We start from the raw sequence: 21,799 nt of genomic DNA, 5'->3' as shown, positions 1-21,799 counted from the left end.
CACGGCCGCACAGGCAAGAGGAGCACCCCCGTCCCAGCGCGCCGGGGTGCTCCTCTTGCTCTTCGGCGGCTTGCCGCCGCCCAAAAGGCGTGCCGCTCCGCGGCTCCTCAATCGCGCCCGAGGGCCCGCACAACAACAGAACCCAGGCCCCGCTTTTTCCTAAGTAGAAAGCGCTGCGTCACCTGCGTCACGACGGCCCCGGAAACCGGGCCTGACCTGCGCCGACAGGGGTGACACAGAGCCCGGATCTCTGCGTCACCCTTCGTCACCTGCGTCACGCGTGACGGACGGCTCCGTCACCAATGACGCAGCGCGTCACTCCCCGCGTCACCGGAAAACCCCAGGTCAAAACCCAAAAGTGACGCTGATGACGCAATGACGCAGAAATCACCACCTCGGACACACACGCTCGCCCGCAGCCGCCCCTCGCCCCGCAGAGGAGACCCGATGGCCCGCACCGCCCGCCGCCGTCAGCCCGCCGACGAGTGGCTCCCCCTGACCGACGTCCTCGCCGAGATCGGCATCACCCGAGCCACCTACTACCGCTGGCGCAACCGCGGCTACGGCCCCGAGGTGAAGCGCCTGCCCAACGGGCACCTGCGGGTCCGCCGCAGCGTGCTCGACGCCTTCCTGAACGAACTGGAGACCGCGTGACCGAGTGGAGCTACACCGTACGGATCTGGAGCATCAGGAAGCGGCCGTACCGCAAGCCGTTCCAGCTCCGCTGGCAGGTCGGCACGCGGCCGCACTCCGAGTCGTTCCTGACGCTCGGGCTCGCCGAGAGCCGGCGGGCGCAGTTCATCACCGCGACCCGTGAGGGCGAGCCGTGGGACGTCGACAGCGGGCTGCCGAAGTCGATGGTCCAGAAGGCCAAGGACATTTCCTGGTACCAGCACGCCAAGAACTACGTGGAGATGAAGTGGGACCACTCCCCCGCCTCCACACGCCGGAACCTCGCCGAGGCCATGGCCACCGTGACACTCGCCCTGATCAAGGACACCAAGGGCATGGGCGATCAGAAGGCCGTGCGTCGCGCGCTCTACACCTGGGGCTTCAACGTGAACCGGTGGAAGGAGGAGACGCCGGCGGACGTCGCCGCGCTCCTCGCCTGGGTCGAGCGGAAGTCCGTCCCGACCTCCCAGCTCTCCGACCGGATGCTCGTCCGCCGGGCGCTGGACGCCTGTGCTCGGCGGCTGGACGGGAAGACGTCGTCCGGCTCGGTCATCGCCCGGAAGCGGGCCATCTTCCACCAGGCCCTCGGCATCGCCGTGGAGGCCGAGCTGCTGGGTGAGAACCCCATGGCCGCGTTGAAGTGGAAGGCGCCGGAGCGTGTCGAGGAGGAAGTCGACCCCGAGGCCGTGCCGGATCCGGTGCAGGCCGCCGCGCTCCTCGCCGCCGTCGGCCGGCAGGGGGACCGCGGGCGGCACCTGGGGGCGTTCTTCGGGTGCCTGTACTACGCCGGCGCCCGGCCCGGGGAGCTGGTCGGCATCCGGCTCCAGGACTTCGACCTGCCCCGGCGCGGGTGGGGGCTCGTACGGCTCCGGGAGAGCCGGGCACGGTCCGGCAGCTCCTGGACGGACACTGGCGAGGCCCACGACCGGCGCGGCCTGAAGCACCGGACCCGGAAGGCCGTACGGCACGTGCCGATCCCGCCCGAGCTGGTCGCGATGCTGCGGTGGCACGTCACCCTGTACGGGACACACACGGACGGCCGAATCTTCCAGACCGCCCGCGGCGGGATGGTTCAGGAGAGCGGGTACGGCGAGGTCTGGGCGAACGCTCGGCAGGAAGCCCTCAGCCCGTCCGAACAGGAATCGAAGCTGGCCAAGCGGCCGTATGACCTTCGTCACGCCGCCGTCTCGACGTGGCTCAGCTCCGGGGTCGAGCCCCAGCTGGTGGCCCAGCGGGCCGGCCACTCGGTCGCCGTCCTCTTCCGGGTCTACGCGAAGTTCCTGAAGGGCGGAGACGAGGCCGCGAACGCCAAGATCTCCGCCCGGCTGAACCAGCACCGCGCCGGCGCCCCCGCGGGGGCCTGATCGGCCCGGACGGCCGTCCACGCGCCGTCCACACAGGCTGGTAGACGGCGGTATCGAGCGGTACCAGGTGAGACAGTCGCGCCCTCGCGCCACTTACACACGCGAACGGCCCCTGATCGCGTTTCCGCAGATCACGGGCCGTTTCTTAAGCGTGGCGACGCCAGGATTCGAACCTGGGTAGGCTAAGCCGACGGATTTACAGTCCGCTCCCATTGGCCACTCGGGCACATCGCCATGGGTCGCTGCCTTGGTTCCCCGCTTTCCGGCGGTGTTCCGTGGCAACGACGTAAACAATACCTGATCCCGGGGGGTGGTTCGCCACCCGGTTGATCAGCGGTTCGGGCGGCGGGTCACCCCCTAGGCTTTGGGGGTATCCCACCGCACCCGAGCAAGGAGCCACTAGTCATGGCCGACTCCAGTTTCGACATCGTCTCCAAGGTCGAGCGGCAGGAGGTCGACAACGCCCTCAACCAGGCCGTGAAGGAGATCTCGCAGCGCTACGACTTCAAGGGGACCAACGCCTCGATCTCCTGGTCGGGCGAGAAGATCCTGATGCAGGCGAACGGCGAGGAGCGCGTGATGGCGATCCTCGACATCTTCCAGACCAAGCTGATCAAGCGCGGGATCTCGCTCAAGTCGCTGGACGTCGAGGGCGAGCCGCAGCTGTCCGGCAAGGAGTACAAGCTCTTCGCGTCGGTCACCGAGGGCATCTCGCAGGAGAACGCGAAGAAGGTCGCGAAGACCATCCGCGACGAGGGCCCCAAGGGCGTCAAGGCGCAGGTGCAGGGTGACGAGCTGCGGGTCAGCTCGAAGAGCCGGGACGACCTCCAGGCCGTGCAGGCGCTGCTCAAGGGCAAGGACTTCGACTTCGCGATCCAGTTCGTGAACTACCGGTAGGTCGGTGTCCGAAAGCCGCCGGTCCTCGGGTCGGCGGGGCTCGCACACTGGAGTCATGGACGACATCACCGTGTACGCGTACACCGACGGCCCCCTGGGCGAGATGCTGCTGACCGGGCGGATCTCGACGGGGGGCCGTGCCGTGCTGCGGTCGCTCTCGCTGCCGGGGCAGAAGGGGGCCGTGGCGGTCGGGGACGGCTGGGTCCGCGACCAGGGGGCCTTCGCCGAGGTGGTGCGGCAGCTGGACGAGTACTTCGGCGGGCGGCGGGAGCGGTTCGACGTGCCGCTGGCCGGGGACGCCGGGACGGAGTTCCAGCGGCGGGTCTGGGCGGCCCTGGAGGAGATCCCGTACGGGACGACCGTCAGCTACGGGGAGATCGGGCGGCGGGTCGGGGCGGCCGGGGCCGGGGTGCGGGCCGTGGGGACGGCGATCGGGCGCAATCCGCTGCTCGTGGTGCGGCCCTGCCACCGGGTGGTCGGCGCCGACGGGAGCCTGCGCGGCTACGCGGCGGGCCTCGGGCGCAAGCAGTCGCTGCTGGAGCTGGAGGGGGCCCTCGGGTGACCGAGGGACTCTTCCCTCGCGAACGGACGGAGGTCGCGCCCGGGGCGGTGCACGTGCCGGGGTGGCTGTCGGCCGACCGGCAGCGCGAACTGGTCGCGGCCTGCCGGGAGTTCGGACGCGGTCCGCTGACGTACCGACAGACCGTGCTGCCCGGCGGGGGCGTGATGTCGGTGCGGTCGCTCTGTCTGGGACGGCAGTGGGTGCCGTACCGCTATCTCGACTCCGTCGCCGTCGAACTGCCTCAGTGGCTGGTCGCGTGGGGGCGGGCCGCGGTGACCGAGGCGTACGGGGAGGACGGCGGCTTCGCGCCGGACACCGCGCTGGTGAACTTCTACGGGGACGGCGCCCGGATGGGCATGCACCAGGACAAGGAGGAGCGGTCCGGGGCGCCCGTGGTGTCGCTGAGCCTCGGGGACGCCTGCGTCTTCCGGCTGGGGAACGCCGAGGGGCGGGGGCGGCCGTGGACCGACGTGGAGCTGGCCTCGGGGGACCTGTTCGTCTTCGGCCGGGAATCCCGGTGGGTGTACCACGGCGTGCCGAGGGTGTTTCCTGGGACGGCCGATCCGTCGCTCGGGCTGTCCGGGCGGCTCAACGTCACTCTGCGGGAGACAGGTCGCTCGTGACCGCACCACTGCGCCGGTCCCTCGGTGTCCTCGACGCCGTCGTCATCGGGCTCGGCGCCATGGTCGGCGCCGGGATCTTCGTCGCCCTCGGGCCGGCGGCCGGCGCGGCCGGCACCTCGGCCGGGCTGCTCGCGGCGCTGGGGCTCGCCGCCGTGGTGGCGTACTGCAACGCGATGGCCTCGGCCCGGCTCGCCGCCCTCCACCCGGAGTCCGGCGGTACCTATGTGTACGGTCGCGAACGACTCGGCCCCTTCTGGGGGTATCTGGCCGGATGGGCCTTCGTGGTGGGCAAGACGGCCTCCTGCGCGGCGATGGCGCTGACCGTCGGCACCTACCTCTGGCCGGACCGGGCGCATGCCGTGGCGGTGGCCGCGGTGGTGGCCCTGACGGCTGTGAACTACCGGGGCGTGCAGAAGTCGGCGCTGCTCGCCCGGGTGATCGTGGCAGGGGTCCTCGCGGTGCTCGCGGCCGTCGTCACCGCCTCCTTCGCGGGGGCTCCCGAGGGCCGGTTCGGGCTCGGCGGGGAGGTGCCGGCGGACGGGGTGCTCCAGGCCGCGGGTTTGCTCTTCTTCGCGTTCGCGGGGTACGCGCGGATCGCCACGCTCGGCGAGGAGGTGCGCGATCCGGCCCGGACGATCCCCCGGGCGGTACCGCTCGCGCTGGGCCTCGCGCTCGGTGTGTACGCGCTGGTCACGGTGGGGGTGCTGCTCGCCCTCGGGCCGCTCGCGCTGGCCCACTCCCCCACGCCGCTCGCCGACGCGGTGCGGGCGGCGGGCTCCTCCTGGCTGGTGCCGGCGGTGACCGCCGGGGCGGCGGTGGCGGCGCTCGGCTCGCTGCTGTCGCTGATCCTCGGGGTGTCCCGGACGACCCTGGCGATGGCCAGGGACGGGTACCTGCCCACCGGGCTGGCCGCCGTCCACCCGCGGTACCGGGTGCCGCACCGGGCGGAGCTCGCGGTGGGCGCGGTGGTGGCCGTGGCGGCGGCGACGGCGGACGTGCGGGGCGCGATCGGCTTCTCGTCCTTCGGGGTCCTCGTCTACTACGGGATCGCGAACGCCTCGGCGTGGACGCTGGGCCGGCGGGAACGCGCGCTCGCGGTGCCGGGGCTCGCGGGGTGCGCGGCGCTGGCCGGGGCGCTGCCGCTGGGCTCGGTGCTGGCCGGGTCCGGGGTGCTGGCGGCCGGTGTGGTGGTGTACGCGGTCAGTCGAGGACGACCCGAACGCCCTCGGCCCTGAGGCCGTCGGCCCACTCCTGGAAGGTGGCGGGGCGGGGGACGGCGAGGAGCGGGGTGACGCCGAGGCAGGCGCGGGCCACGTCGGCGTGGTGCCAGACGAGGGTGCAGCCGGACAGCTCCTCGCCGAGCGCGCGCGGGTCGCCGAAGGGGTAGGCCAGGCCGGGGCCGTGGACGGCCTCGGTGACGGCGCAGACGAGGGCGTCCTCGTCGGTGATCCCCCGGCCGTCGAGGTCGTAGGTGCCGCCGGGGACGGGTTCCGGCAGGTCGTACGAGCGGAGGGCGGCCTCGCGTCGCCACGCGGCGCGGGCGGGGCCGGTGAAGCGGCGCCAGGTGCCGGGCTCGGCGGGTGACCGGTGGTCGTGGAAGAGGTCCCAGACCTCGCGGGTCTGCGGCGGGATCAGGCCGGTACGCGGGAAGGCCACGGTGAGGTCCACCAGGCCGTGGTGGCCGCGGGCGGCGTCCCAGGCGGTCACGCGGCCCGCCTCGCCTTCGTGCTGGAGGTTTCCGCCGCTGCGGAGGACCTGGTAGCGGACCTCCGGGAGGGCTCCGGCGGCGGCGAGGGCGTCGCGGAGGGCGCCGCGCGGGGAGCAGCCGAGGAAGGTGACCTCGGTGGGGGGCGCGGGGGTGCCGGCGAGCGGGATGAGGTGGGCGCAGGGGATCGCGTCGGTGGCGCCCTGGAGGCGGCGCGGCGGGCCGGCCGCCTCGATGGTGACGACGTCGCCGCGGGCGCCGAGGACGCGGACGGCGTCGAAGCGCCAGGGGCCGTCGGGGGTCTCGACGTCGAGGGTGCCGAGGGGGGCGGTGCCCTCGACGATGGCCTGGGTGACGGCCCGGGCGAGCTCGCCGCGCGGTTCGCAGCCCCGGAGTTCGTGGCGCGGGCGCGGGTGCGGGGCGGGGTCACCGTAGAGGCCGTCCACGTCGTGGCAGAGGGCGAGGACGTGGCGGCCGGAGAGCAGGGCGTAGCGCGGGCTTCGCACGGGGTGGCCGGGGCTCAGAAGCCGGGGCGGTCGTACGCCTGGCCGCCGTACGCCTGCTCGGTGGGGACGATGTCCTTGCCGAGCGGCAGCAGGGAGACGGGGATGAGCTTGAAGTTCGCGATGCCGAGCGGGATGCCGATGATCGTGATGCAGAGCGCGACGCCGGTGACGACGTGTCCGATGGCGAGCCACCAGCCGGCGAGGATCAGCCAGAGGACGTTGCCGACGCAGGAGGCGGCGCCGGCGCCGGGCTTGTCGACGACCGTGCGGCCGAAGGGCCAGAGGGCGTAGAGGCCGATGCGGAAGGCGGCGAGGCCGAAGGGGATGCCGATGATCGTGATGCAGAGCAGCACTCCGGCGAGGAGGTAGCCGAGGAACAGCCAGAAGCCGGAGAGGACGAGCCATATGACGTTGAGAACGGTCTTCACGGGCGGCGACCTGCCATCTCTTCGAGCCGGGCGATCCGCTCGGCCATGGGCGGGTGGGTCGAGAACATCTTGGAGAGTCCCTTCCCGGGGCGGAAGGGGTTGGCGATCATCATGTGGCTCGCGGTCTCGATCCGCGGCTCGGGGGGCAGCGGAAGCTGCTTGGTGCCCGCGTCGAGCTTCCGCAGGGCGCTGGCGAGGGCGAGCGGGTCGCCGGTGAGCTGGGCGCCCGAGGCGTCGGCCTCGTACTCGCGGGAGCGGGAGATGGCGAGCTGGATGACCGAGGCGGCGATCGGGCCGAGGATGAGGACCAGCAGGTAGCCGAGGAGGCCCGGGCCGTCGTCGTCGCTGGAGCGGCCGACCGGGATCAGCCAGGCGAAGTTGACCAGGAACATGATCACGGAGGCGAGGGCTCCGGCGACCGAGGAGATGAGGATGTCCCGGTTGTAGACGTGGCTCAGCTCGTGGCCGATGACGCCGCGGAGTTCGCGTTCGTCGAGGATCGCGAGGATGCCCTCGGTACAGCAGACGGCCGCGTTGCGCGGGTTGCGGCCGGTGGCGAAGGCGTTGGGCGCCTGGGTCGGCGAGATGTAGAGGCGCGGCATCGGCTGGCGGGCCTGGGTGGAGAGCTCCCGCACCATCTTGTAGAGGGCGGGGGCCTCGAATTCGCTGACGGGGCGGGCGCGCATGGCGCGCAGGGCCAGCTTGTCGCTGTTCCAGTACGCGTACGCGTTGGTGCCGATCGCGACGACGAGTCCGACGATCAGGCCCGTACGGCCGAAGAAGCTGCCGATGACGATGATGAGGGCGGAGAGCCCTCCGAGGAGTACGGCGGTCCTCAGCCCGTTGTGCCGGCGGTGCACGGTACGCCCTCCAAGTGGTGCGGCAGGGGAACCCTTTGCTTGGTGGTCCTCCCCCGGACTCCGTCCGGGGGTGCTCCCAGTCCAGTGGACCCTCACGTACTGGTCAACGCCAGGCGGGAGGCTGCGGTTCCCCCGGCCGCACGGGGGGCTTGTTACGCCGTTCGGGTGATTCTCGCCCTGGTCAGCGGGCGGCGGGGATCTTGTCGGCGCCCGGGGCGAGGCCCGCGGCGACGAGGGCCTCGGGGAGCGGCTCGACCTCGCTGGTGCAGTGGGCGCAGCGGGTGGCGATGGCCGGGATCTCGGCGTAGCAGCGGGGGCAGTCGCGCTTCTCGGACTTGGGGTCGAGGGCCTCTTCCTTGGCGAACCTCTCCTGGACCTTCGCCATGGGGACCACGAAGAGGAAGTAGAGGACGAGGGCGGTGATGGCGAAGGCGATGGTGGCGGCGATGGCCAGGCCGTAGGGGAAGACCGTCTGGCCGACCTTGAACTTCGCCTCGCTGAAGTCGCCGACGGAGCCGGTGGCGAGGCCGATGAGCGGGGTGATGAACGCCTTGCTGAAGCCGGTGACGACGGCCGTGAACGCCGAGCCGACGGCCAGACCGATGGCCATCGAGACGACGTTCCCGCGAAGTATGAAGTCCTTGAATCCGTTCAGCACGGGGGTGCGCTCCTCGGTGGATCTGTGGGGGGTCGGGGTCAGAACAGGCCGGCCGTGGCGAAGCGGAGGGCGAACTGCGGGTAACCCGACAGGACGGCTCCGACGACGGCGGTCAGCGCGATCGCCAGGGTGACGGGCGCGGGGGCCCTGCGCCGTTCGATGGCGGGCGCGTCCTGGGGCGTGCGGAACAGCAGGGCCGTCCACCGCAGGTAGTACGCGAGGCCGATGACGACGTTGACGCCCATGACCACGGCCAGCCAGCCGAGGCCCGCGTCGACGGCCGACGAGAACACGGTCACCTTGGCGAAGAGGCCGATGATACCCGGGGGCAGACCGGCCAGGTTCAGGAGGAAGAAGGCGAGCGCGAGGGCGGCGGCGGGGCTGGTGGCGTAGAGCCCGGCGTGGTCGGCGATCCGCTTGCCCGGGTGCGTACGGGCGACGAGGGCGACGACCGCGAAGGCGCCGAGGTTCACGACGGCGTACATGAGGGCGTACGCGACGGTGGCCCCGACCTGCTCGTCGCTGGAGTACGCGGCGGCCCCTATCGGCACCAGGAGGTAGCCCGCCTGGGCGACGGAGGACCAGGCGAGCAGCCGGACCGCGCTCCCCTCGCGCGTGGGGTCCTGCCGGAGGGCGGCGACGTTGCCCGCGGTCATGGTGAGCGCGGCGAGGACCGCTATGGCGGGGCCCCAGACGTCGGCGTACGAGGGGAAGGCGACGACCGTCACCAGGATGAGGCCGGTGAAGCCGACGGCCTTGCCGACGACCGAGAGGTAGGCGGCGACGGGCAGCGGGGCGCCGCTGTAGGTGTCGGGGACCCAGAAGTGGAAGGGGACGGCGGCGACCTTGAAGGCGAAGCCGACGAGGGTGAGGGCGACGCCGGTCTGGGCGAGGGTCTGGAACTGGCCGGGGACCTCGTCGAGGCGGGCGGCGATCTCGGTGAGGTGGAGGGTGCCGGTCGCGGCGTAGACGAAGCTCACACCGAGGAGGGTGACGGCGGTGGCGGTCACCGAGGAGAGGAAGAACTTGAGGGCGGCCTCGCTGGAGCGCCGGTCGCCGCGCTTGAGGCCGACGAGGGCGAAGGCGGGCAGCGAGGCGACCTCCAGGGCGACCACGAGGGTGGCGAGGTCGCGGGAGGCGGGCAGCAGGGTGGCGCCGGCGGCGGAGGAGAGCAGCAGGAACCAGTACTCGCCGGCCGGGAGCTTCGCGCGCGTGGCGGGCAGCGAGAGCAGGGCGGTGAGCAGGGCGCCGCCGAGCACGAGGAGCTGGATGACGAGGGTGAAGTGGTCGGCGGTGTAGCTGCACCCTGCGGTCTGGGTGGCGCCGGCGGTCTGGGCGGCGGGGGTGAGGCAGAAGGTGGCGCGGTCGCCGGCGCGCAGCGGCAGGAGCAGCGCGAGGGCGGCGGCGAGGCCGGTGAGGGAGATCCAGCCGAGGAGCTGCTTGCGCCCGGCGGGGAGGAAGAGGTCGGCGACGAGGACGGCGAGCGCGACCAGGGCGGTGAGGGTCGGGGGCGCGATCGTCAGCCAGTCGACGGACTGGACGAGCGAGGTGGTGGCCGACATCACTGGGTGCCTCCCGCGAGGAGCTGCTGGACGGCCGGGTCGGTGAGGCCGAGGAGGGCCGCGGGCCAGAGTCCGGCGAGGACGGTGAGGGCGACGAGCGGGGTCCAGGCGGCCAGCTCGTACGCCTGGACGTCGGCGAGCTCCGGCTCGTCGGCCGGGCGCGGGCCGCCCATGCAGACGCGGCGGACCACGATCAGCAGGTACGCGGCGGTGAGCAGGGTGCCGAGGCCGCCGAGGGCCATGAAGACGAGGTAGGCGGGGCGGCTGAGCCCCTCGGCCGGTTCGAAGGCGGCGAAGAGCGCGAGCATCTCGCCCCAGAAGCCGGCCAGGCCCGGGAGGCCGAGGGAGGCGACGGCGGCGAAGGCGAGGAGCGCGCCGAGGCGGGGGGCGCGACCGTAGAGGGCGGCGCCGGTGGCCCCGGCGAGGGTGTCGAGGTCGGCGGTGCCGTACCGGTCCTTCAGGGCGCCGACGAGGAAGAAGAGCAGGCCGGTGATGAGGCCGTGGGCGATGTTGGCGAAGAGCGCGCCGTTGACGCCGGTGGGGGTCAGGGTGGCGATGCCGAGGAGGACGAAGCCCATGTGTCCGACGGAGGAGTACGCGATCAGCCGCTTGAGGTCGCCCTTGGCGCCGGGCCGCGCCAGCGCGAGGCAGGCGAGGGAGCCGTAGACGATGCCGGCGGCGGCGAAGGCGGCCAGGTAGGGCGCGAGGGTGTGCATGCCCTCGGGGGCGATGGGCAGCGCGATGCGCACGAAGCCGTACGTGCCCATCTTGAGGAGCACGCCGGCGAGGAGGACCGAGCCGACGGTCGGGGCGGCGGTGTGGGCGTCCGGCAGCCAGGAGTGCAGCGGCCACATCGGGGTCTTCACGGCGAGCCCGACGCCGATCGCGAGAACGGCGGTGACCTGCACCGACGTGGTCAGTCCGCGGCCGTTGTCGGTGGCGAGCGCGACCATGTCGAAGGTGCCGCCCTTTATCCCGACGAGGAGCAGGCCGAGCAGCATGACCACGGAACCGAGCAGCGTGTAGAGGATGAACTTCCCGGCGGCGGCCCGCCGGCCCTCGCCGCCCCAGCGGGCGATGAGGAAGTACATCGGGACGAGGACCATCTCGAAGGCGAGGAAGAAGAGGACCAGGTCGAGGACGGCGAAGGTGGCGAGGGTGCCGGCCTCCAGGACGAGCAGCAGCGCGACGAACGCCTTCGGGGACGGGCCCGTCGGCGGCTTGAAGTAGGAGTACAGCGCGCAGAGGAAGGTCAGCAGCGCCGTCAGCACCAGGAGGGGGAGGGAGATGCCGTCGACGCCGAGGTGGATCCGCACGTCGAGCGCCTTGATCCAGCTGATGTCCGTGGTGGCCTGCATCCTCGACGGGTGGTCGTGGTCGAAGCCCAGGGCGAGGACGACGGCGGCGAGGAGGATCGCGCCGGTGACGGTGACGCCGTGGCGGAGCACCGCCTGGTCGGGTGACTTCCCCTTCAGCCCGGGAGGGGCGGGCAGGAGTGCGGCGGCGGCGCCGAGGAGCGGCGCCACGACGGTGAACGCGAGGAGGAACTGCATCACGGATTCGCTGATATCGATCACGGCTCACGCTCCGGCGAAGGCGTTGGCGAGGGCGAGGGCGACTGCGGCGATCGCCAGGACGACGGAGCCGGCGAGCAGGACGCTGAGATAGGTCTGCACGTTGCCGGTCTGGGCGCGGCGGACGAGCCAGCCGAGGCCCTTGGCGGTGCCGGCGGCCCCGCGTACGTAGGTGTCGACGACCTCGCGGTCCAGGAAGCGGACCAGGGAGGCGGCGCCGAGCACCGGGCGGACGAAGACCTTGGCGTAGAGGGCGTCCAGGCGGAAGCCGTCGGCGGCCGGGCCGTGCAGCGGGCCGAGGAGGACGCGGCCGGGGTCGGCCGGGTCCTCGGCGGGGTGCGGCAGGTGCAGCGCCTCGGCCTCGACCAGGCCGGCGTCGGCGTCCGGGTGGGCGACGTGCGGGGTGGCGGTCCGCTGCACCGGGGTCCTCGCGGTGACGGTCCGCCAGACGGCGTACAGGACGGCGCCGCCGGCGACGGCGAGGCCGGTGCCGAGGACGGCGGTGGTGAGGGTCGGGGTGAGCGCCTCGCCGTCGAACCAGTCGTCGAGGTAGGCGGCGCTCAGCCCGAAGCCCAGGGAGGGGATCGCGAGCACCCAGAGGACGGAGGTCATCGCGATCGGCTGCCGCCCGTGGTCGGGGGCCTCGGCGCCGCGGCCGCGGAAGGTGCGCAGCCAGAGGCGGAGCGCGTACGCGGCGGTGAGGAGGGCCGTCAGCAGGCCCGCGACGAGGACGATCCAGCCGGCCCCGGCGGGGGCGTTCGTCCGGTCGCCGAGCGCGGTGTGCTCGGCGGCGACCAGGACGGCCTCCTTGGAGAAGAAGCCGGCGAAGGGCGGGATCGCGGCCAGCGCGAGGAGGGCGACGGTCATCGTCCAGTACGCGTCGGGGATCCGCTTCGCCAGACCGCTCATCCGGGACATGGTGGTGAGCGAGTTGGTGCCGGCGGCGTGGATGACCGCGCCGGCGGCGAGGAAGAGCAGCGCCTTGAAGGCGGCGTGCGAGAGGAGGTGGAAGACGGCGGCCCCGCGGTCGCCGACGGCGAGCGCCCCGGCCATGTAGCCGAGCTGGCCGATCGTCGAGTAGGCGAGGACCCGCTTGATGTCGTCCTGGGCGAGCGCGGCGAGCGCCGAGCCGACCATGGTGACCGCGGCCATCACGGCGAGCACGGTCATCGCGGCGGCGGAGGCGGCGAAGACCGGGAGCAGCCGGGCGACGAAGTAGATGCCGGCGGCGACCATGGTGGCCGCGTGGATGAGCGCGGAGACCGGCGTCGGGCCGGCCATGGCGTCGGGGAGCCAGGTGTGCAGCGGGAACTGCGCGGACTTCCCGGCCACGCCGGCGAGGAGCAGCAGCGCCACCAAAGTGGGGTGGTCGAGGCCGCCGCTCGCCACGGTGGAGAGGATGCCGTCGATGCGGAAGGTGCCGGCGTCGGTGGCGAGCGCGAAGAGCCCGAAGAGGAAGGGGACGTCGCCGAGTTTGGTGACGAGGAAGGCCTTCAGGGAGGCGGAGCGCGCCTCGGGGGTCTCCCAGTAGTGCCCGACGAGGAAGTACGAGCAGATGCCCATGACCTCCCAGCCGACCAGGAGCACCATCAGGTCGCCGGAGTAGACGACGAGGAGCATCGCGGCGGTGAAGAGGGAGACGAGGGCCGCGTACGAGGGGTAGCGCGGGTCCTCGCGGAGGTAGCCGGTCGAGTAGATCTGCACGCAGCTCGCGACGACGCCGACCAGGACGGCGACGAGGGCGGCGAAGCCGTCGACGTAGAGGCCCAGGGTGATCGGGACGGAACCGGTGGGCGTCAGCTCGGTGGCCGTCTCGATCACCGTGTTCCCGCCCTGGCGGACGGCGACGAGGACGGCGAGGACGGCGGCGGCGAGCGTCGGGAGGACGGCGAGCGGCCGGACGAAGCCGGGCGCGGCGCGGCCGACGGCGAGTCCGGCGATCGCGCCGAGGAAGGGCAGGACGGGGACGAGGACGGCGAGGGTCGTGGTGGTCACGCGGCGGCCTCGGCCTTCTCGTCGGACTCGGCTGTCGCGTCGGTGTCGTCTTCCGCGGTCTCCGCGGTGTCGCGGAGGCGGTCGACGTCGGCCGTGCCGCGGTTGCGGTGGACCATCAGGACGATCGCGAGGCCGATGCCGATCTCGGCGGCCGCGATGGCGATGGTGAAGAGGGTGAGGGCCTGGCCGGCGTGGAGGGCGTCGCGGAGCCAGACGTCGAAGGCGACCAGGTTGAGGTTGACGGCGTTGAGCATCAGCTCGACCGACATCAGGACCAGGATCGCGTTGCGGCGGGCGAGGACGCCGTACAGGCCGACGCAGAAGAGGAGCGCGGCGAGGACGGCGGGGTAGGCGAGGTGCATCAGTCCCGCTCCCCTTCCGGCTTCTTGCGGGACAGGACGATGGCGCCGACCAGTGCGGCGAGCAGCAGGACCGAGAGCGCCTCGAAGGGCAGCACCCAGTGCCGGAAGAGGAACTCGCCGGTCACGTCCGTGGAGCCCTGCGCGGGCCCGTCCAGCTCGATCCAGCTCTTGCGGAAGGCGTCGAAGACCACCCAGACGAGCGCCGCGGCGGCGGCCGCGGCGACGGCGAGGGCGACCGGCCGGTTGGCCGAGTCGGCGTCCGGTGAGCGGCCGATGGGGGCCTTGGTGAGCATGAGCCCGAAGAGGAGCAGGACGACGACGGAGCCGACGTAGATCAGGACCTGGACCCAGGCGATGAACTCGGCGGTGAGGAGGAGGTACTCGACGGCGAGGCCGCCGAGCGCGACCACGAGCCAGAGCGCGGCGTGCACCAGCTGCTTCGTGGTGACGGAGACGACGGCGGCGCCGAGGGTGACGAGGCCGACGAGGAGGAAGGCGATCTCGACGCCGGAGGGCGAGAGGAAGCCGGGGTGGGTCGGCGGGGCGGCGAGGATCACTGCGGGCCCTCCTGCTGCTGGGCGTCGGGGGCCTCGGCGGCGGCGGCCTCGGCCGCGGCCTGGGCGGCGGCGGCCTTGTCGGCGGCCTTGCGGGCGGCGGCGATCTCCTTGGGCTCCTCCGCCCGCGGGTCGAGCGCGGGCGGCTCGGGGACGGTCCACATCCACTCGCGGAGCTTGTCCCGCTCGTGGGTCAGCTCCAGGATGTCGGTCTCGGCGTACTCGAACTCCGGCGACCAGAAGAGGGCGTCGAAGGGGCACACCTCGATGCAGATCCCGCAGTACATGCAGAGGGAGAAGTCGATGGCGAAGCGGTCGAGGACGTTCCGGCTGCGCTCACGGCCGCCGGGGGCGGCGGCCGGGACCGTCTCCTTGTGGGAGTCGATGTAGATGCACCAGTCGGGGCACTCGCGGGCGCACAGCATGCAGACCGTGCAGTTCTCCTCGAACAGCGCGATCACCCCGCGCGAGCGGGGCGGCAGCTCGGGCTGCGCGTCCGGGTACTGCGCGGTGACCGACCTGCGGGTCATCGTGCGGAGGGTGACGGCGAGGCCCTTGGCGAGGCCGGAGCCGGGGATCGGAGCCATGGTTACTGGATCGCCACCTTCACGATGCCGGTCAGCGCGATCTGCGCGAGCGCGAGCGGGACGAGGGTCGTCCAGGCGAGCTTCTGGAGCTGGTCCTCGCGCAGGCGCGGATAGCTCACCCGGAGCCAGATGACGACGAAGGCCAGGACGGCCGTCTTGAGGAGGGTCCAGAGCCAGCCGAGGCCGTCGTCGCCCCAGGGGCCGTGCCAGCCGCCGAGGAAGAGGACGGTGGTGAGGCCGCAGAGGACGACGATGCCGGCGTACTCGGCGAGCAGGAAGAGCGCGAAGCGGAGGCCGGTGTACTCGGTGTACGCGCCGAAGATGATCTCCGAGTCGGCGACCGGCATGTCGAACGGCGGGCGCTGGAGCTCGGCGAGGCCCGCGACGAAGAAGACGAGCGCGCCGACGATCTGCCACGGCACCCACCACCACGCGAAGGCGTCGAGGACGCCGGTGAGGGAGACGGTGCCGGCCGCCATCGCGACGGACGCGGCGGCGAGCAGCATCGGCAGCTCGTACGCGAGCAGCTGGGCTGCCGTACGCAAGCCGCCGAGCAGCGAGAACTTGTTGGCGGACGCCCAGCCGGCCATCAGGCTGCCGAGCACGCCGACGCCCATGACGGCGAGCGCGAAGAAGATCCCCGCGTCGACGACCGCGCCGACGGAGCCCGGCGCGACCGGGATCGCGACGAGCACGAGGAGGTACGGGAGGAGGGCGACGGCCGGCGCGAGCTGGAACACCCGCCGGTCGGCGTCCTTCGGGACCACGTCCTCCTTCTGCGCGAACTTCACGCCGTCGGCGACGAGCTGGGCCCAGCCGTGGAACCCGCCGGCGTACATGGGTCCGAGCCGCCCCTGCATGTGCGCCATCACCTTGTGCTCGGTCTGCCCCACGACGAGCGGCAGCACGAGGAACGCGACGAAGACGAGCAGCAGCCGCACGGCGACATCGAGTGCGTCATTCACGCGGATCGCCTCCGGCGGGGTCGGGGTGGGTGTCGTCGCCGTCGGGGGCGGCGGGCTTGGCGTCGGGGGCGGCGGGCTCGGCGGGCTCGCCGTCTGCCTCGGCCTCGGCTTCGGCGGGCGTGGCGTCGGGCGCGGGCCCGTCGTCCGGTGCGGCCGGTTTCGGCGTCTCGTCGAAGGCCGGGCGGGCGTGGTGCCAGGGGGCGTCGGAGCCGCGGGGGCGTGCGGACGGCGGCGGGGTGGCGGCCGGGGTGTCGGGGGCCGCCGGGGCGTCGGGGGCCCCCGGGGCGTCGGTTCCGGCCGGAGCCTCGGGAGCCGCCGGAGCCTCAGGGGCCACCGGAGCCACCGGAGCCGCCGGAGTCACAGGCGCCACCGGTGTCTCAGGAGCCTCAGGGGTCGCCGGGGCCTGCTGGCTCGCCGAGCCTTCCGACACGGAGCGGGTACGGCGCGGGGCGGCCGGGGCCGCCTGGCTCGCCGAGCCTTCCGACACGGAGCGGGTGCGGCGCGGGGCGGCCGGGGTCTCCTGGGTGGCCGAGCCTTCCGAGGCCGTGCGGGTGCGACGGGGGCGGTCGGCCGCGGCTCCTCGGGCGGGGCGTTCGGGGGCCGGGGGGAGCTGTCCCTTGAGGGGGCCCCACTCGTTGGGGTCGGGGACGCCGGGCGGGAGCATCTGGCGGCGCTTGGGGCCGCCGTCGTGCGACTCGCCCGGCTCCTTCGCGCCGGGCCAGGCCTTGGCCACGCGGGCGGCCAGGACGAAGTCCTTGCGGAGGGGGTGGCCCTCGAAGTTCTCGGGGAGGAGGAGCGGGGTGAGGTTCGGGTGGCCCTCGAAGACCACGCCGAACATCTCGTGCGTCTCGCGCTCGTGCCAGGCCGCGCCCGCGTAGACGCCGATGGCCGTGGGGAGGGCCGCGGCGTCGTGGGGGACCGTCGTGCGGAGGAGGAGGCGGCGGGGGGCGCCGCCGAGGGCGGCCACGTGGGCGCAGACCCGGAAGCCCGTGCCCGGTTCGTCCACGGCGCTCAGCCAGTCGAAGTAGGTGCAGCCCAGGGTGTCGCGGGCGGTGCGGAGGGCGTCGAGCCAGCTCGCCGGGGGGACGTCGACGGTCAGGAGGTCGTAGGCGTGCTCGGCCGTCGCCTCCGGGCCGAAGACGTCCGTGACGGTGTCCGGGAGGCCGGCGTACAGGGCGTCGTCGCTCATGCCTCGGCTCCCGGGGGCGTGACGAGGGGGCTGGTCAGCTGGGCGACGGTCGCCCCCGTGCCGTACCGCTCGCCGAGGTTCTCGCGGGCGATCTTCTCCTGGAGCTTGAGGATGCCCTGGAGGAGCGCCTCGGGGCGGGGCGGGCAGCCGGGGACGTACACGTCGACCGGGATGATCTGGTCGACGCCCTTCGTCACGGAGTACGAGTCCCAGTACGGGCCGCCGCAGTTGGAGCAGGCGCCGAAGGAGATCACGTACTTCGGCTCGGGCATCTGCTCGTAGAGCCGCTTCACGGCCGGCGCCATCTTGTCCGTCACCGTGCCGGAGACGATCATGAGGTCGGCCTGGCGCGGGCCGGGCGCGAAGGGGATCACGCCGAGCCGGATGAAGTCGTGCCGGGCCATGGACGCGGCGATGAACTCGATCGCGCAGCAGGCGAGGCCGAAGTTGAAGACCCAGAGGCTGTAGCGGCGGCCCCAGTTCAGGACCACCTTCATGGGCTCGGGGGCCAGGCGCGAGAGCGTGCCCAGCTTCGGCGCGGGCAGGGGCACGGCGCTCCCCTCGGGTGTTACGTCCATGCCAGGACGCCCTTCTTGTAGGCGTAGAGCAGCCCGACGGCCAGGAAGCCGAGGAAGACGAACATCTCGACGAGGGTGGTGGCGCCGTAGCCGGGCGCGGCGAAGACCGTCGCCCACGGGAAGAGGAAGATCGAGTCGACGGCGAAGATCACGTAGAGGAAGGCGTAGACGTAGTAGCGGACCTGGGTGTGGGCCCAGCCCTCCCCCACGGGGTCGACGCCGCACTCGTAGGTGAGCAGTTTCTCCGGGGTCGGCACGACGGGCCGGAGCAGTCGGCCGGCGCCGAAGGCGACCGCGACGAAGAGCACGCCGACGACGGCGAGCAGTCCGACGACCGAGTACGTATCGAAATAGCCCGCCGCGACTACGGTCGGTTCCCGCACGTCCGCCGCCCCTTTCGGTCCCTCGCCCATTTCACCGACGCGAGTCTAGGCCCTGCTAAAAGGAGCGTAAGCAGGTGCGGGTGGGGTTATCCCCCCTGGCCGACACCCACCTCCCCCATGGCCCGGAACGGGCGGGGGACGGCAGGCTGGGGGCATGACCGCCGATCAACACCTCGCCCCGTCCCCCACCGCGCCCGAGCCCGCGCCCGCGCGGCGGCGGACCGCGTACGGGAAGGAGACCTGGAAGGAGATCTCCTTCCTCCTCCTCAACCTGCCCACCGCCCTCGTCGGGTTCGTCTACTCCGTCACCACGGTCCTCGTCGGGGTCGCCCTCTCCGTCACCGTGATCGGGCTGCCGCTGCTGGCGGCCGGTCTGGCGGGCGCGCGCGGGATCGGGCGGTCCGAGCGGGCCCGGGCGCGGGCGCTGCTCGACGCGGACGTGGCGGAGCCCTCGCCGCTGCCGCGGGCCGGCGGCACGCTGCCGTGGCTGTGGGCGCGGCTGAAGGACCCGGTGGCGTGGCGGACGCAGCTGTACGGGCTGATCCGGCTGCCGTGGGGGGTCGTCACCTTCTCCGTCACCTTGGTGTCGCTGGTGGTGCTGTGGCCGGTGCTGCCGTTCGTGGCGCGGGGCCTGGCCGCGGCGGACCGGGGCATGGTGCGGGGGCTGCTCTCGCCCTCGGACGAGCTGGAGCGGCGGATCGCCGAGCTGGAGTCGGACCGGGGCGTGGTCGTGGACACGGCGGCGGCCGATCTGCGGCGGATCGAGCGGGACCTGCACGACGGGGCGCAGGCGCGGCTCGTGGCGCTCGCGATGGGGCTGGGCCTCGCGAAGGAGAAGCTGCACGAGGACCCGGAGGCGGCGGCGGAGATGGTCGCGGAGGCGCACGGCGAGGTGAAGCTGGCCCTCCAGGAGCTGCGGGACCTGGCGCGGGGCATCCACCCGGCGGTCCTGACCGACCGGGGGCTCGGGGCGGCGCTGTCGTCGCTCGCGGGCCGGTGCACGGTGCCGGCGACGGTGACGGTGGATCTGGCCGAGCGGCCGGCGGAGGCGATCGAGGGGATCGCGTACTTCACCGTCTCGGAGCTGCTGCAGAACGTGTCGAAGCACGCCAGGGCCCGTACGGCCTCGGTGGAGGTGTGGCGGGCGAAGGACCGCCTGCTGCTCCAGGTCCGCGACGACGGCCGGGGCGGTGCCCGTCTCGACGGTGCCGGTACGGGCCTGGCGGGGCTGGCGGAGCGCCTCGGCGCCGTCGACGGCCTGCTGGTCGTGGACTCCCCGGAGGGCGGCCCGACGACGGTCACGGCGGAGCTGCCGTGGCGGGGGCGGCGGGTCTGACGGTCCCGGTCCGCCGGCGGTAGGGATAACCCCCCTCGGCAGACGCCGACCCGCCTCATGGTGCCGAGGGGGTCCCGGACGGAACCCTGGAGTCGTACCCCGGCGAGAGCCGTCGCCCCTCCGATCCCCCTGTGCAGCCCCCTTGGGTAGCCCCCTTGGTACGAGAGAAGGACGTCCCGATGGAATCGAGTCTCGTTCCCGCCGCGCTCCGGGCGCCCTTCCAGGGGCGGACCTGGCGCGGGTTCCTCTGCACCCTGGTGGGGCTGCCGCTGAGCGTGCTGTGGTTCTCGCTGGCGGTCTCGCTGACCGCCGCGGGGGCGGGGCTGCTGATCACCTTCCTCGGGGTGCCGGTGCTCGCCGCGTCGCTGGCCGTGTGCCGGGGGTTCGGCGCGGTGGAGCGGGCCCGGGTGCGGGCGCTGCTCGGGACGGACGTGCCGGCGCCGGCGCCGGTGCGGGGGCGGACCGGCGGGGCGTTCTCGTGGATGGCGGCGATGCTGCGGTCGGGGGCCTCGTGGCGGCACCTGCTGTACGCGGTCGTGCACTTCCCGTGGGCGGTGTTCTCGTTCTCCGTGTCGCTGGCGCTCTTCACCTGGGGCTGGGGGCTCTTCACGTATCCGGTGTGGCGGTGGGTCTTCCCGGCGTACCTCGGCCAGGACGGTCTCCAGCTGTACGGGGACGAGACCCACGCCCTCTATCTGGACTCGCCCTTCGAGATGGGCGTCACCTGCGCGATCGGCCTGCTGTTCGTGCTGGCGTGGCCGGCGGCGGTGCGGGGGCTCACGGCGGTGGACCGGTTCCTGGTGGCGGGGCTGCTCGGGCCGGGACGGCTGGCGGAGCGGGTGACGGAGCTGGAGTCGGACCGGGGCGCGGTCGTGGACACGGCGGCGGCGGACCTGCGGCGGATCGAGCGGGACCTGCACGACGGCCCGCAGGCGCGGCTCGCGTCGCTGGCGATGGACCTGGGGCTCGCGCGGGAGACGCTGGCCAGTGACCCGGGGGCGGCGGCGGTGCTGGTGGACGAGGCGCACGGCGAGGTGAAGCTGGCGCTGAAGGAGCTGCGGGACCTGGCGCGGGGCATCCACCCGGCGGTCCTGACCGACCGGGGCCTGGACGCGGCGCTGTCGTCGGTGGCGGCGCGCTGCTCGGTGCCGGTGTCGGTGACGGTGGACCTGCCGGGGCGGCCGGTGGCGGCGATCGAGGGCCTGGCCTACTTCGTGGTCACGGAGCTGCTGGAGAACGTGACCCGGCACTCCCGGGCCCGGCGGGCCTCGGTGGACGTGTGGCGGTCGGGCGGGCGGCTGATGCTCCAGGTGCGGGACGACGGTGTCGGCGGCGCGGACCCGGCGCTCGGGCGGGGTCTCACGGGGCTCGCGGGGCTCGCGGAGCGGCTGCGGGCGGTGGACGGCGTGCTGGCGGTGGACTCGCCGGCGGGCGGCCCGACGACGGTGACGGCCGAGCTGCCCTGGCGCGCCTGAGACGTCCCATGTCCCGGAGGGGGCTTTCCTGCGATGCTGATCACGCGGCGCCGACCGGGCCGCGTGATCGGCATCGCAGGGACATGGGGGCGGCGGACGTGGGCGTGGGAGAGGTGGCGGGCCGGGTGCGGGTGGTCATCGCCGAGGATTCGGTGCTGTTGCGCGAGGGGCTGACGCGGCTGCTCACGGACCGGGGGCACGAGGTCGTCGCGGGTGTCGGGGACGGCGAGGCGCTGGTGAAGACGGTGGCGGAGCTCGCGGACGCGGGCGCGCTGCCGGACGTGGTGGTCGCGGACGTGCGGATGCCTCCGACCCACACGGACGAGGGGGTGCGGGCGGCGGTGCGGCTGCGCGCGGAGCATCCGGGACTCGGGGTGCTGGTGCTGTCGCAGTACGTGGAGGAGCAGTACGCCACCGAACTGCTGGCCGGTTCCACGCGGGGCGTGGGCTATCTGCTGAAGGACCGGGTCGCGGAGGTGCGCGAGTTCACCGAGGCGGTGGTGCGGGTGGCCGAGGGCGGTACGGCCCTGGACCCCGAGGTGGTCCAGCAGCTGCTCGGCCGCAGCCGGCAGCAGGACGTGCTGGCCCATCTGACCCCGCGGGAGCGGGAGGTCCTGGGTCTGATGGCCGAGGGGCGGACGAACTCGGCGATCGCGAAGCAGCTGGTGGTGAGCGACGGCGCGGTGGAGAAGCACATCGGCAACATCTTCCTGAAGCTGGGCCTGTCGCCGAGCGAGGGCGACCACCGCAGGGTTCTCGCGGTGCTGACGTACCTCCGCTCCTGAGCCGTTTCCCGGGCCGGAGTCCTTGATCTTCTGACACTCTGTCAGATACGACCGTTCGGACACACGCTCGGGACCAGGTCGGAAGAACGAGGCGGAATGCGGCGTTCCGGAGCAATCCGGGTAGGCGCAGAACAGGACAATGCCAGTCAAATGGGTGTCTCGGACCGAGGCCCATCATG

The 21,799-nt window shown here is 73.0% G+C and carries 23 protein-coding genes and 1 tRNA gene; 9 read left to right on the top strand and 15 right to left on the bottom strand.

The features are described from left to right. Positions 1-447: 447 nt before the first annotated feature. Together ACFQ8C_RS05415 and ACFQ8C_RS05410 are read left to right on the top strand one after the other, a co-directional pair. Positions 448-654, top strand: a complete 207-nt coding sequence (locus ACFQ8C_RS05415) for a helix-turn-helix transcriptional regulator (protein ID WP_376298653.1) — start codon at positions 448-450, stop codon at positions 652-654. Beyond that, positions 651-2,036 (top strand): tyrosine-type recombinase/integrase, encoded by a 1,386-nt coding sequence (locus ACFQ8C_RS05410; protein WP_383452487.1) that lies wholly within the window; start codon positions 651-653, stop codon positions 2,034-2,036. The genes ACFQ8C_RS05415 and ACFQ8C_RS05410 overlap by 4 nt, the downstream gene beginning before the upstream one ends. A gap of 152 nt (positions 2,037-2,188) precedes the next feature. On the opposite strand, the gene ACFQ8C_RS05405 is transcribed toward ACFQ8C_RS05410, so the two are convergent. After that, positions 2,189-2,270, bottom strand: a tRNA-Tyr gene (locus ACFQ8C_RS05405). A gap of 171 nt (positions 2,271-2,441) precedes the next feature. Between ACFQ8C_RS05405 and ACFQ8C_RS05400 the strand changes: the two genes are divergently transcribed. The 4 genes from ACFQ8C_RS05400 to ACFQ8C_RS05385 are packed head-to-tail and all read left to right on the top strand — an operon-like array spanning position 2,442 to position 5,353. After that, complete coding sequence (locus ACFQ8C_RS05400) at positions 2,442-2,933, top strand: YajQ family cyclic di-GMP-binding protein (protein WP_043228851.1); 492 nt, start codon at positions 2,442-2,444, stop codon at positions 2,931-2,933. A gap of 55 nt (positions 2,934-2,988) precedes the next feature. Beyond that, a complete protein-coding gene (locus ACFQ8C_RS05395) occupies positions 2,989-3,495 on the top strand; it encodes a methylated-DNA--[protein]-cysteine S-methyltransferase (protein ID WP_383452485.1) in 507 nt (168 codons plus the stop codon). After that, positions 3,492-4,118 (top strand): alpha-ketoglutarate-dependent dioxygenase AlkB family protein, encoded by a 627-nt coding sequence (locus ACFQ8C_RS05390; protein ID WP_383452483.1) that lies wholly within the window; start codon positions 3,492-3,494, stop codon positions 4,116-4,118. Before ACFQ8C_RS05395 ends, ACFQ8C_RS05390 begins: the two co-directional genes overlap by 4 nt. Then, on the top strand, positions 4,115-5,353 hold the full coding sequence (locus ACFQ8C_RS05385; protein WP_383452481.1) for an APC family permease: 1,239 nt from the start codon (positions 4,115-4,117) through the stop codon (positions 5,351-5,353). Before ACFQ8C_RS05390 ends, ACFQ8C_RS05385 begins: the two co-directional genes overlap by 4 nt. Here the strand turns inward: ACFQ8C_RS05385 and ACFQ8C_RS05380 are convergent. The 14 genes from ACFQ8C_RS05380 to ACFQ8C_RS05315 form a co-directional block, all read right to left on the bottom strand. Then, positions 5,319-6,329 carry a hypothetical protein gene (locus ACFQ8C_RS05380; RefSeq protein WP_383452480.1) on the bottom strand — a complete coding sequence of 337 codons (1,011 nt, stop codon included), beginning with the start codon at positions 6,327-6,329 and terminating at the stop codon, positions 5,319-5,321. The genes ACFQ8C_RS05385 and ACFQ8C_RS05380 overlap by 35 nt on opposite strands. 14 nt (positions 6,330-6,343) lie before the next feature. Beyond that, positions 6,344-6,757: a YccF domain-containing protein gene (locus ACFQ8C_RS05375; protein WP_383452478.1), complete on the bottom strand. Its 414-nt coding sequence runs from the start codon at positions 6,755-6,757 to the stop codon at positions 6,344-6,346. Beyond that, positions 6,754-7,617, bottom strand: coding sequence for a zinc metalloprotease HtpX (htpX, locus tag ACFQ8C_RS05370; RefSeq protein ID WP_383452477.1), 864 nt, complete (start codon positions 7,615-7,617; stop codon positions 6,754-6,756). Before htpX ends, ACFQ8C_RS05375 begins: the two co-directional genes overlap by 4 nt. A 181-nt stretch (positions 7,618-7,798) precedes the next feature. Further along, positions 7,799-8,275, bottom strand: a complete 477-nt coding sequence (gene mscL / locus ACFQ8C_RS05365; protein ID WP_383452475.1) for a large conductance mechanosensitive channel protein MscL — start codon at positions 8,273-8,275, stop codon at positions 7,799-7,801. Between the two features lie 38 nt (positions 8,276-8,313). Further along, complete coding sequence (locus ACFQ8C_RS05360; protein ID WP_383452473.1) at positions 8,314-9,837, bottom strand: NADH-quinone oxidoreductase subunit N; 1,524 nt, start codon at positions 9,835-9,837, stop codon at positions 8,314-8,316. After that, positions 9,837-11,414 (bottom strand): NuoM family protein, encoded by a 1,578-nt coding sequence (locus ACFQ8C_RS05355; protein WP_383452471.1) that lies wholly within the window; start codon positions 11,412-11,414, stop codon positions 9,837-9,839. The genes ACFQ8C_RS05360 and ACFQ8C_RS05355 overlap by 1 nt, the downstream gene beginning before the upstream one ends. 3 nt (positions 11,415-11,417) lie before the next feature. After that, positions 11,418-13,406 (bottom strand): NADH-quinone oxidoreductase subunit L, encoded by a 1,989-nt coding sequence (locus ACFQ8C_RS05350; RefSeq protein WP_383452469.1) that lies wholly within the window; start codon positions 13,404-13,406, stop codon positions 11,418-11,420. Further along, positions 13,403-13,768, bottom strand: coding sequence for an NADH-quinone oxidoreductase subunit NuoK (gene nuoK / locus ACFQ8C_RS05345; RefSeq protein WP_383452467.1), 366 nt, complete (start codon positions 13,766-13,768; stop codon positions 13,403-13,405). Before nuoK ends, ACFQ8C_RS05350 begins: the two co-directional genes overlap by 4 nt. Next, positions 13,768-14,325 carry an NADH-quinone oxidoreductase subunit J gene (locus ACFQ8C_RS05340; protein WP_383452465.1) on the bottom strand — a complete coding sequence of 186 codons (558 nt, stop codon included), beginning with the start codon at positions 14,323-14,325 and terminating at the stop codon, positions 13,768-13,770. The genes nuoK and ACFQ8C_RS05340 overlap by 1 nt, the downstream gene beginning before the upstream one ends. After that, on the bottom strand, positions 14,322-14,909 hold the full coding sequence (locus tag ACFQ8C_RS05335) for a NuoI/complex I 23 kDa subunit family protein (RefSeq protein WP_383452463.1): 588 nt from the start codon (positions 14,907-14,909) through the stop codon (positions 14,322-14,324). The genes ACFQ8C_RS05340 and ACFQ8C_RS05335 overlap by 4 nt, the downstream gene beginning before the upstream one ends. Before the next feature lie 2 nt (positions 14,910-14,911). Continuing rightward, positions 14,912-15,874 carry an NADH-quinone oxidoreductase subunit H gene (locus ACFQ8C_RS05330; RefSeq protein ID WP_383452461.1) on the bottom strand — a complete coding sequence of 321 codons (963 nt, stop codon included), beginning with the start codon at positions 15,872-15,874 and terminating at the stop codon, positions 14,912-14,914. Then, entirely contained in the window at positions 15,867-17,063 is a 1,197-nt protein-coding gene (locus ACFQ8C_RS05325; protein ID WP_383452459.1) for an NADH-quinone oxidoreductase subunit C, read from the bottom strand. Before ACFQ8C_RS05325 ends, ACFQ8C_RS05330 begins: the two co-directional genes overlap by 8 nt. Next, on the bottom strand, positions 17,060-17,641 hold the full coding sequence (locus tag ACFQ8C_RS05320; RefSeq protein WP_383452458.1) for an NADH-quinone oxidoreductase subunit B: 582 nt from the start codon (positions 17,639-17,641) through the stop codon (positions 17,060-17,062). The genes ACFQ8C_RS05325 and ACFQ8C_RS05320 overlap by 4 nt, the downstream gene beginning before the upstream one ends. Further along, positions 17,632-18,054, bottom strand: coding sequence for an NADH-quinone oxidoreductase subunit A (locus ACFQ8C_RS05315; RefSeq protein WP_383452456.1), 423 nt, complete (start codon positions 18,052-18,054; stop codon positions 17,632-17,634). Before ACFQ8C_RS05315 ends, ACFQ8C_RS05320 begins: the two co-directional genes overlap by 10 nt. 124 nt (positions 18,055-18,178) lie before the next feature. On the opposite strand from ACFQ8C_RS05315, the gene ACFQ8C_RS05310 reads away from it, so the two are divergent. The 3 genes from ACFQ8C_RS05310 to ACFQ8C_RS05300 all read left to right on the top strand — a co-directional run bounded on the left by ACFQ8C_RS05310 (position 18,179) and on the right by ACFQ8C_RS05300 (position 21,620). Beyond that, positions 18,179-19,360 carry a sensor histidine kinase gene (locus tag ACFQ8C_RS05310; RefSeq protein WP_383452455.1) on the top strand — a complete coding sequence of 394 codons (1,182 nt, stop codon included), beginning with the start codon at positions 18,179-18,181 and terminating at the stop codon, positions 19,358-19,360. Between the two features lie 179 nt (positions 19,361-19,539). Further along, a complete protein-coding gene (locus ACFQ8C_RS05305) occupies positions 19,540-20,835 on the top strand; it encodes a sensor histidine kinase (RefSeq protein ID WP_383452453.1) in 1,296 nt (431 codons plus the stop codon). Between the two features lie 125 nt (positions 20,836-20,960). Beyond that, complete coding sequence (locus ACFQ8C_RS05300; protein WP_383452508.1) at positions 20,961-21,620, top strand: LuxR C-terminal-related transcriptional regulator; 660 nt, start codon at positions 20,961-20,963, stop codon at positions 21,618-21,620. The last annotated feature ends 179 nt before the right edge of the window (positions 21,621-21,799 follow it).

This window comes from Streptomyces sp. NPDC056503 (genome assembly GCF_042794995.1).
Classification (GTDB): domain Bacteria; phylum Actinomycetota; class Actinomycetes; order Streptomycetales; family Streptomycetaceae; genus Streptomyces.
This window is presented reverse-complemented; position numbering and strand designations above follow the sequence as displayed.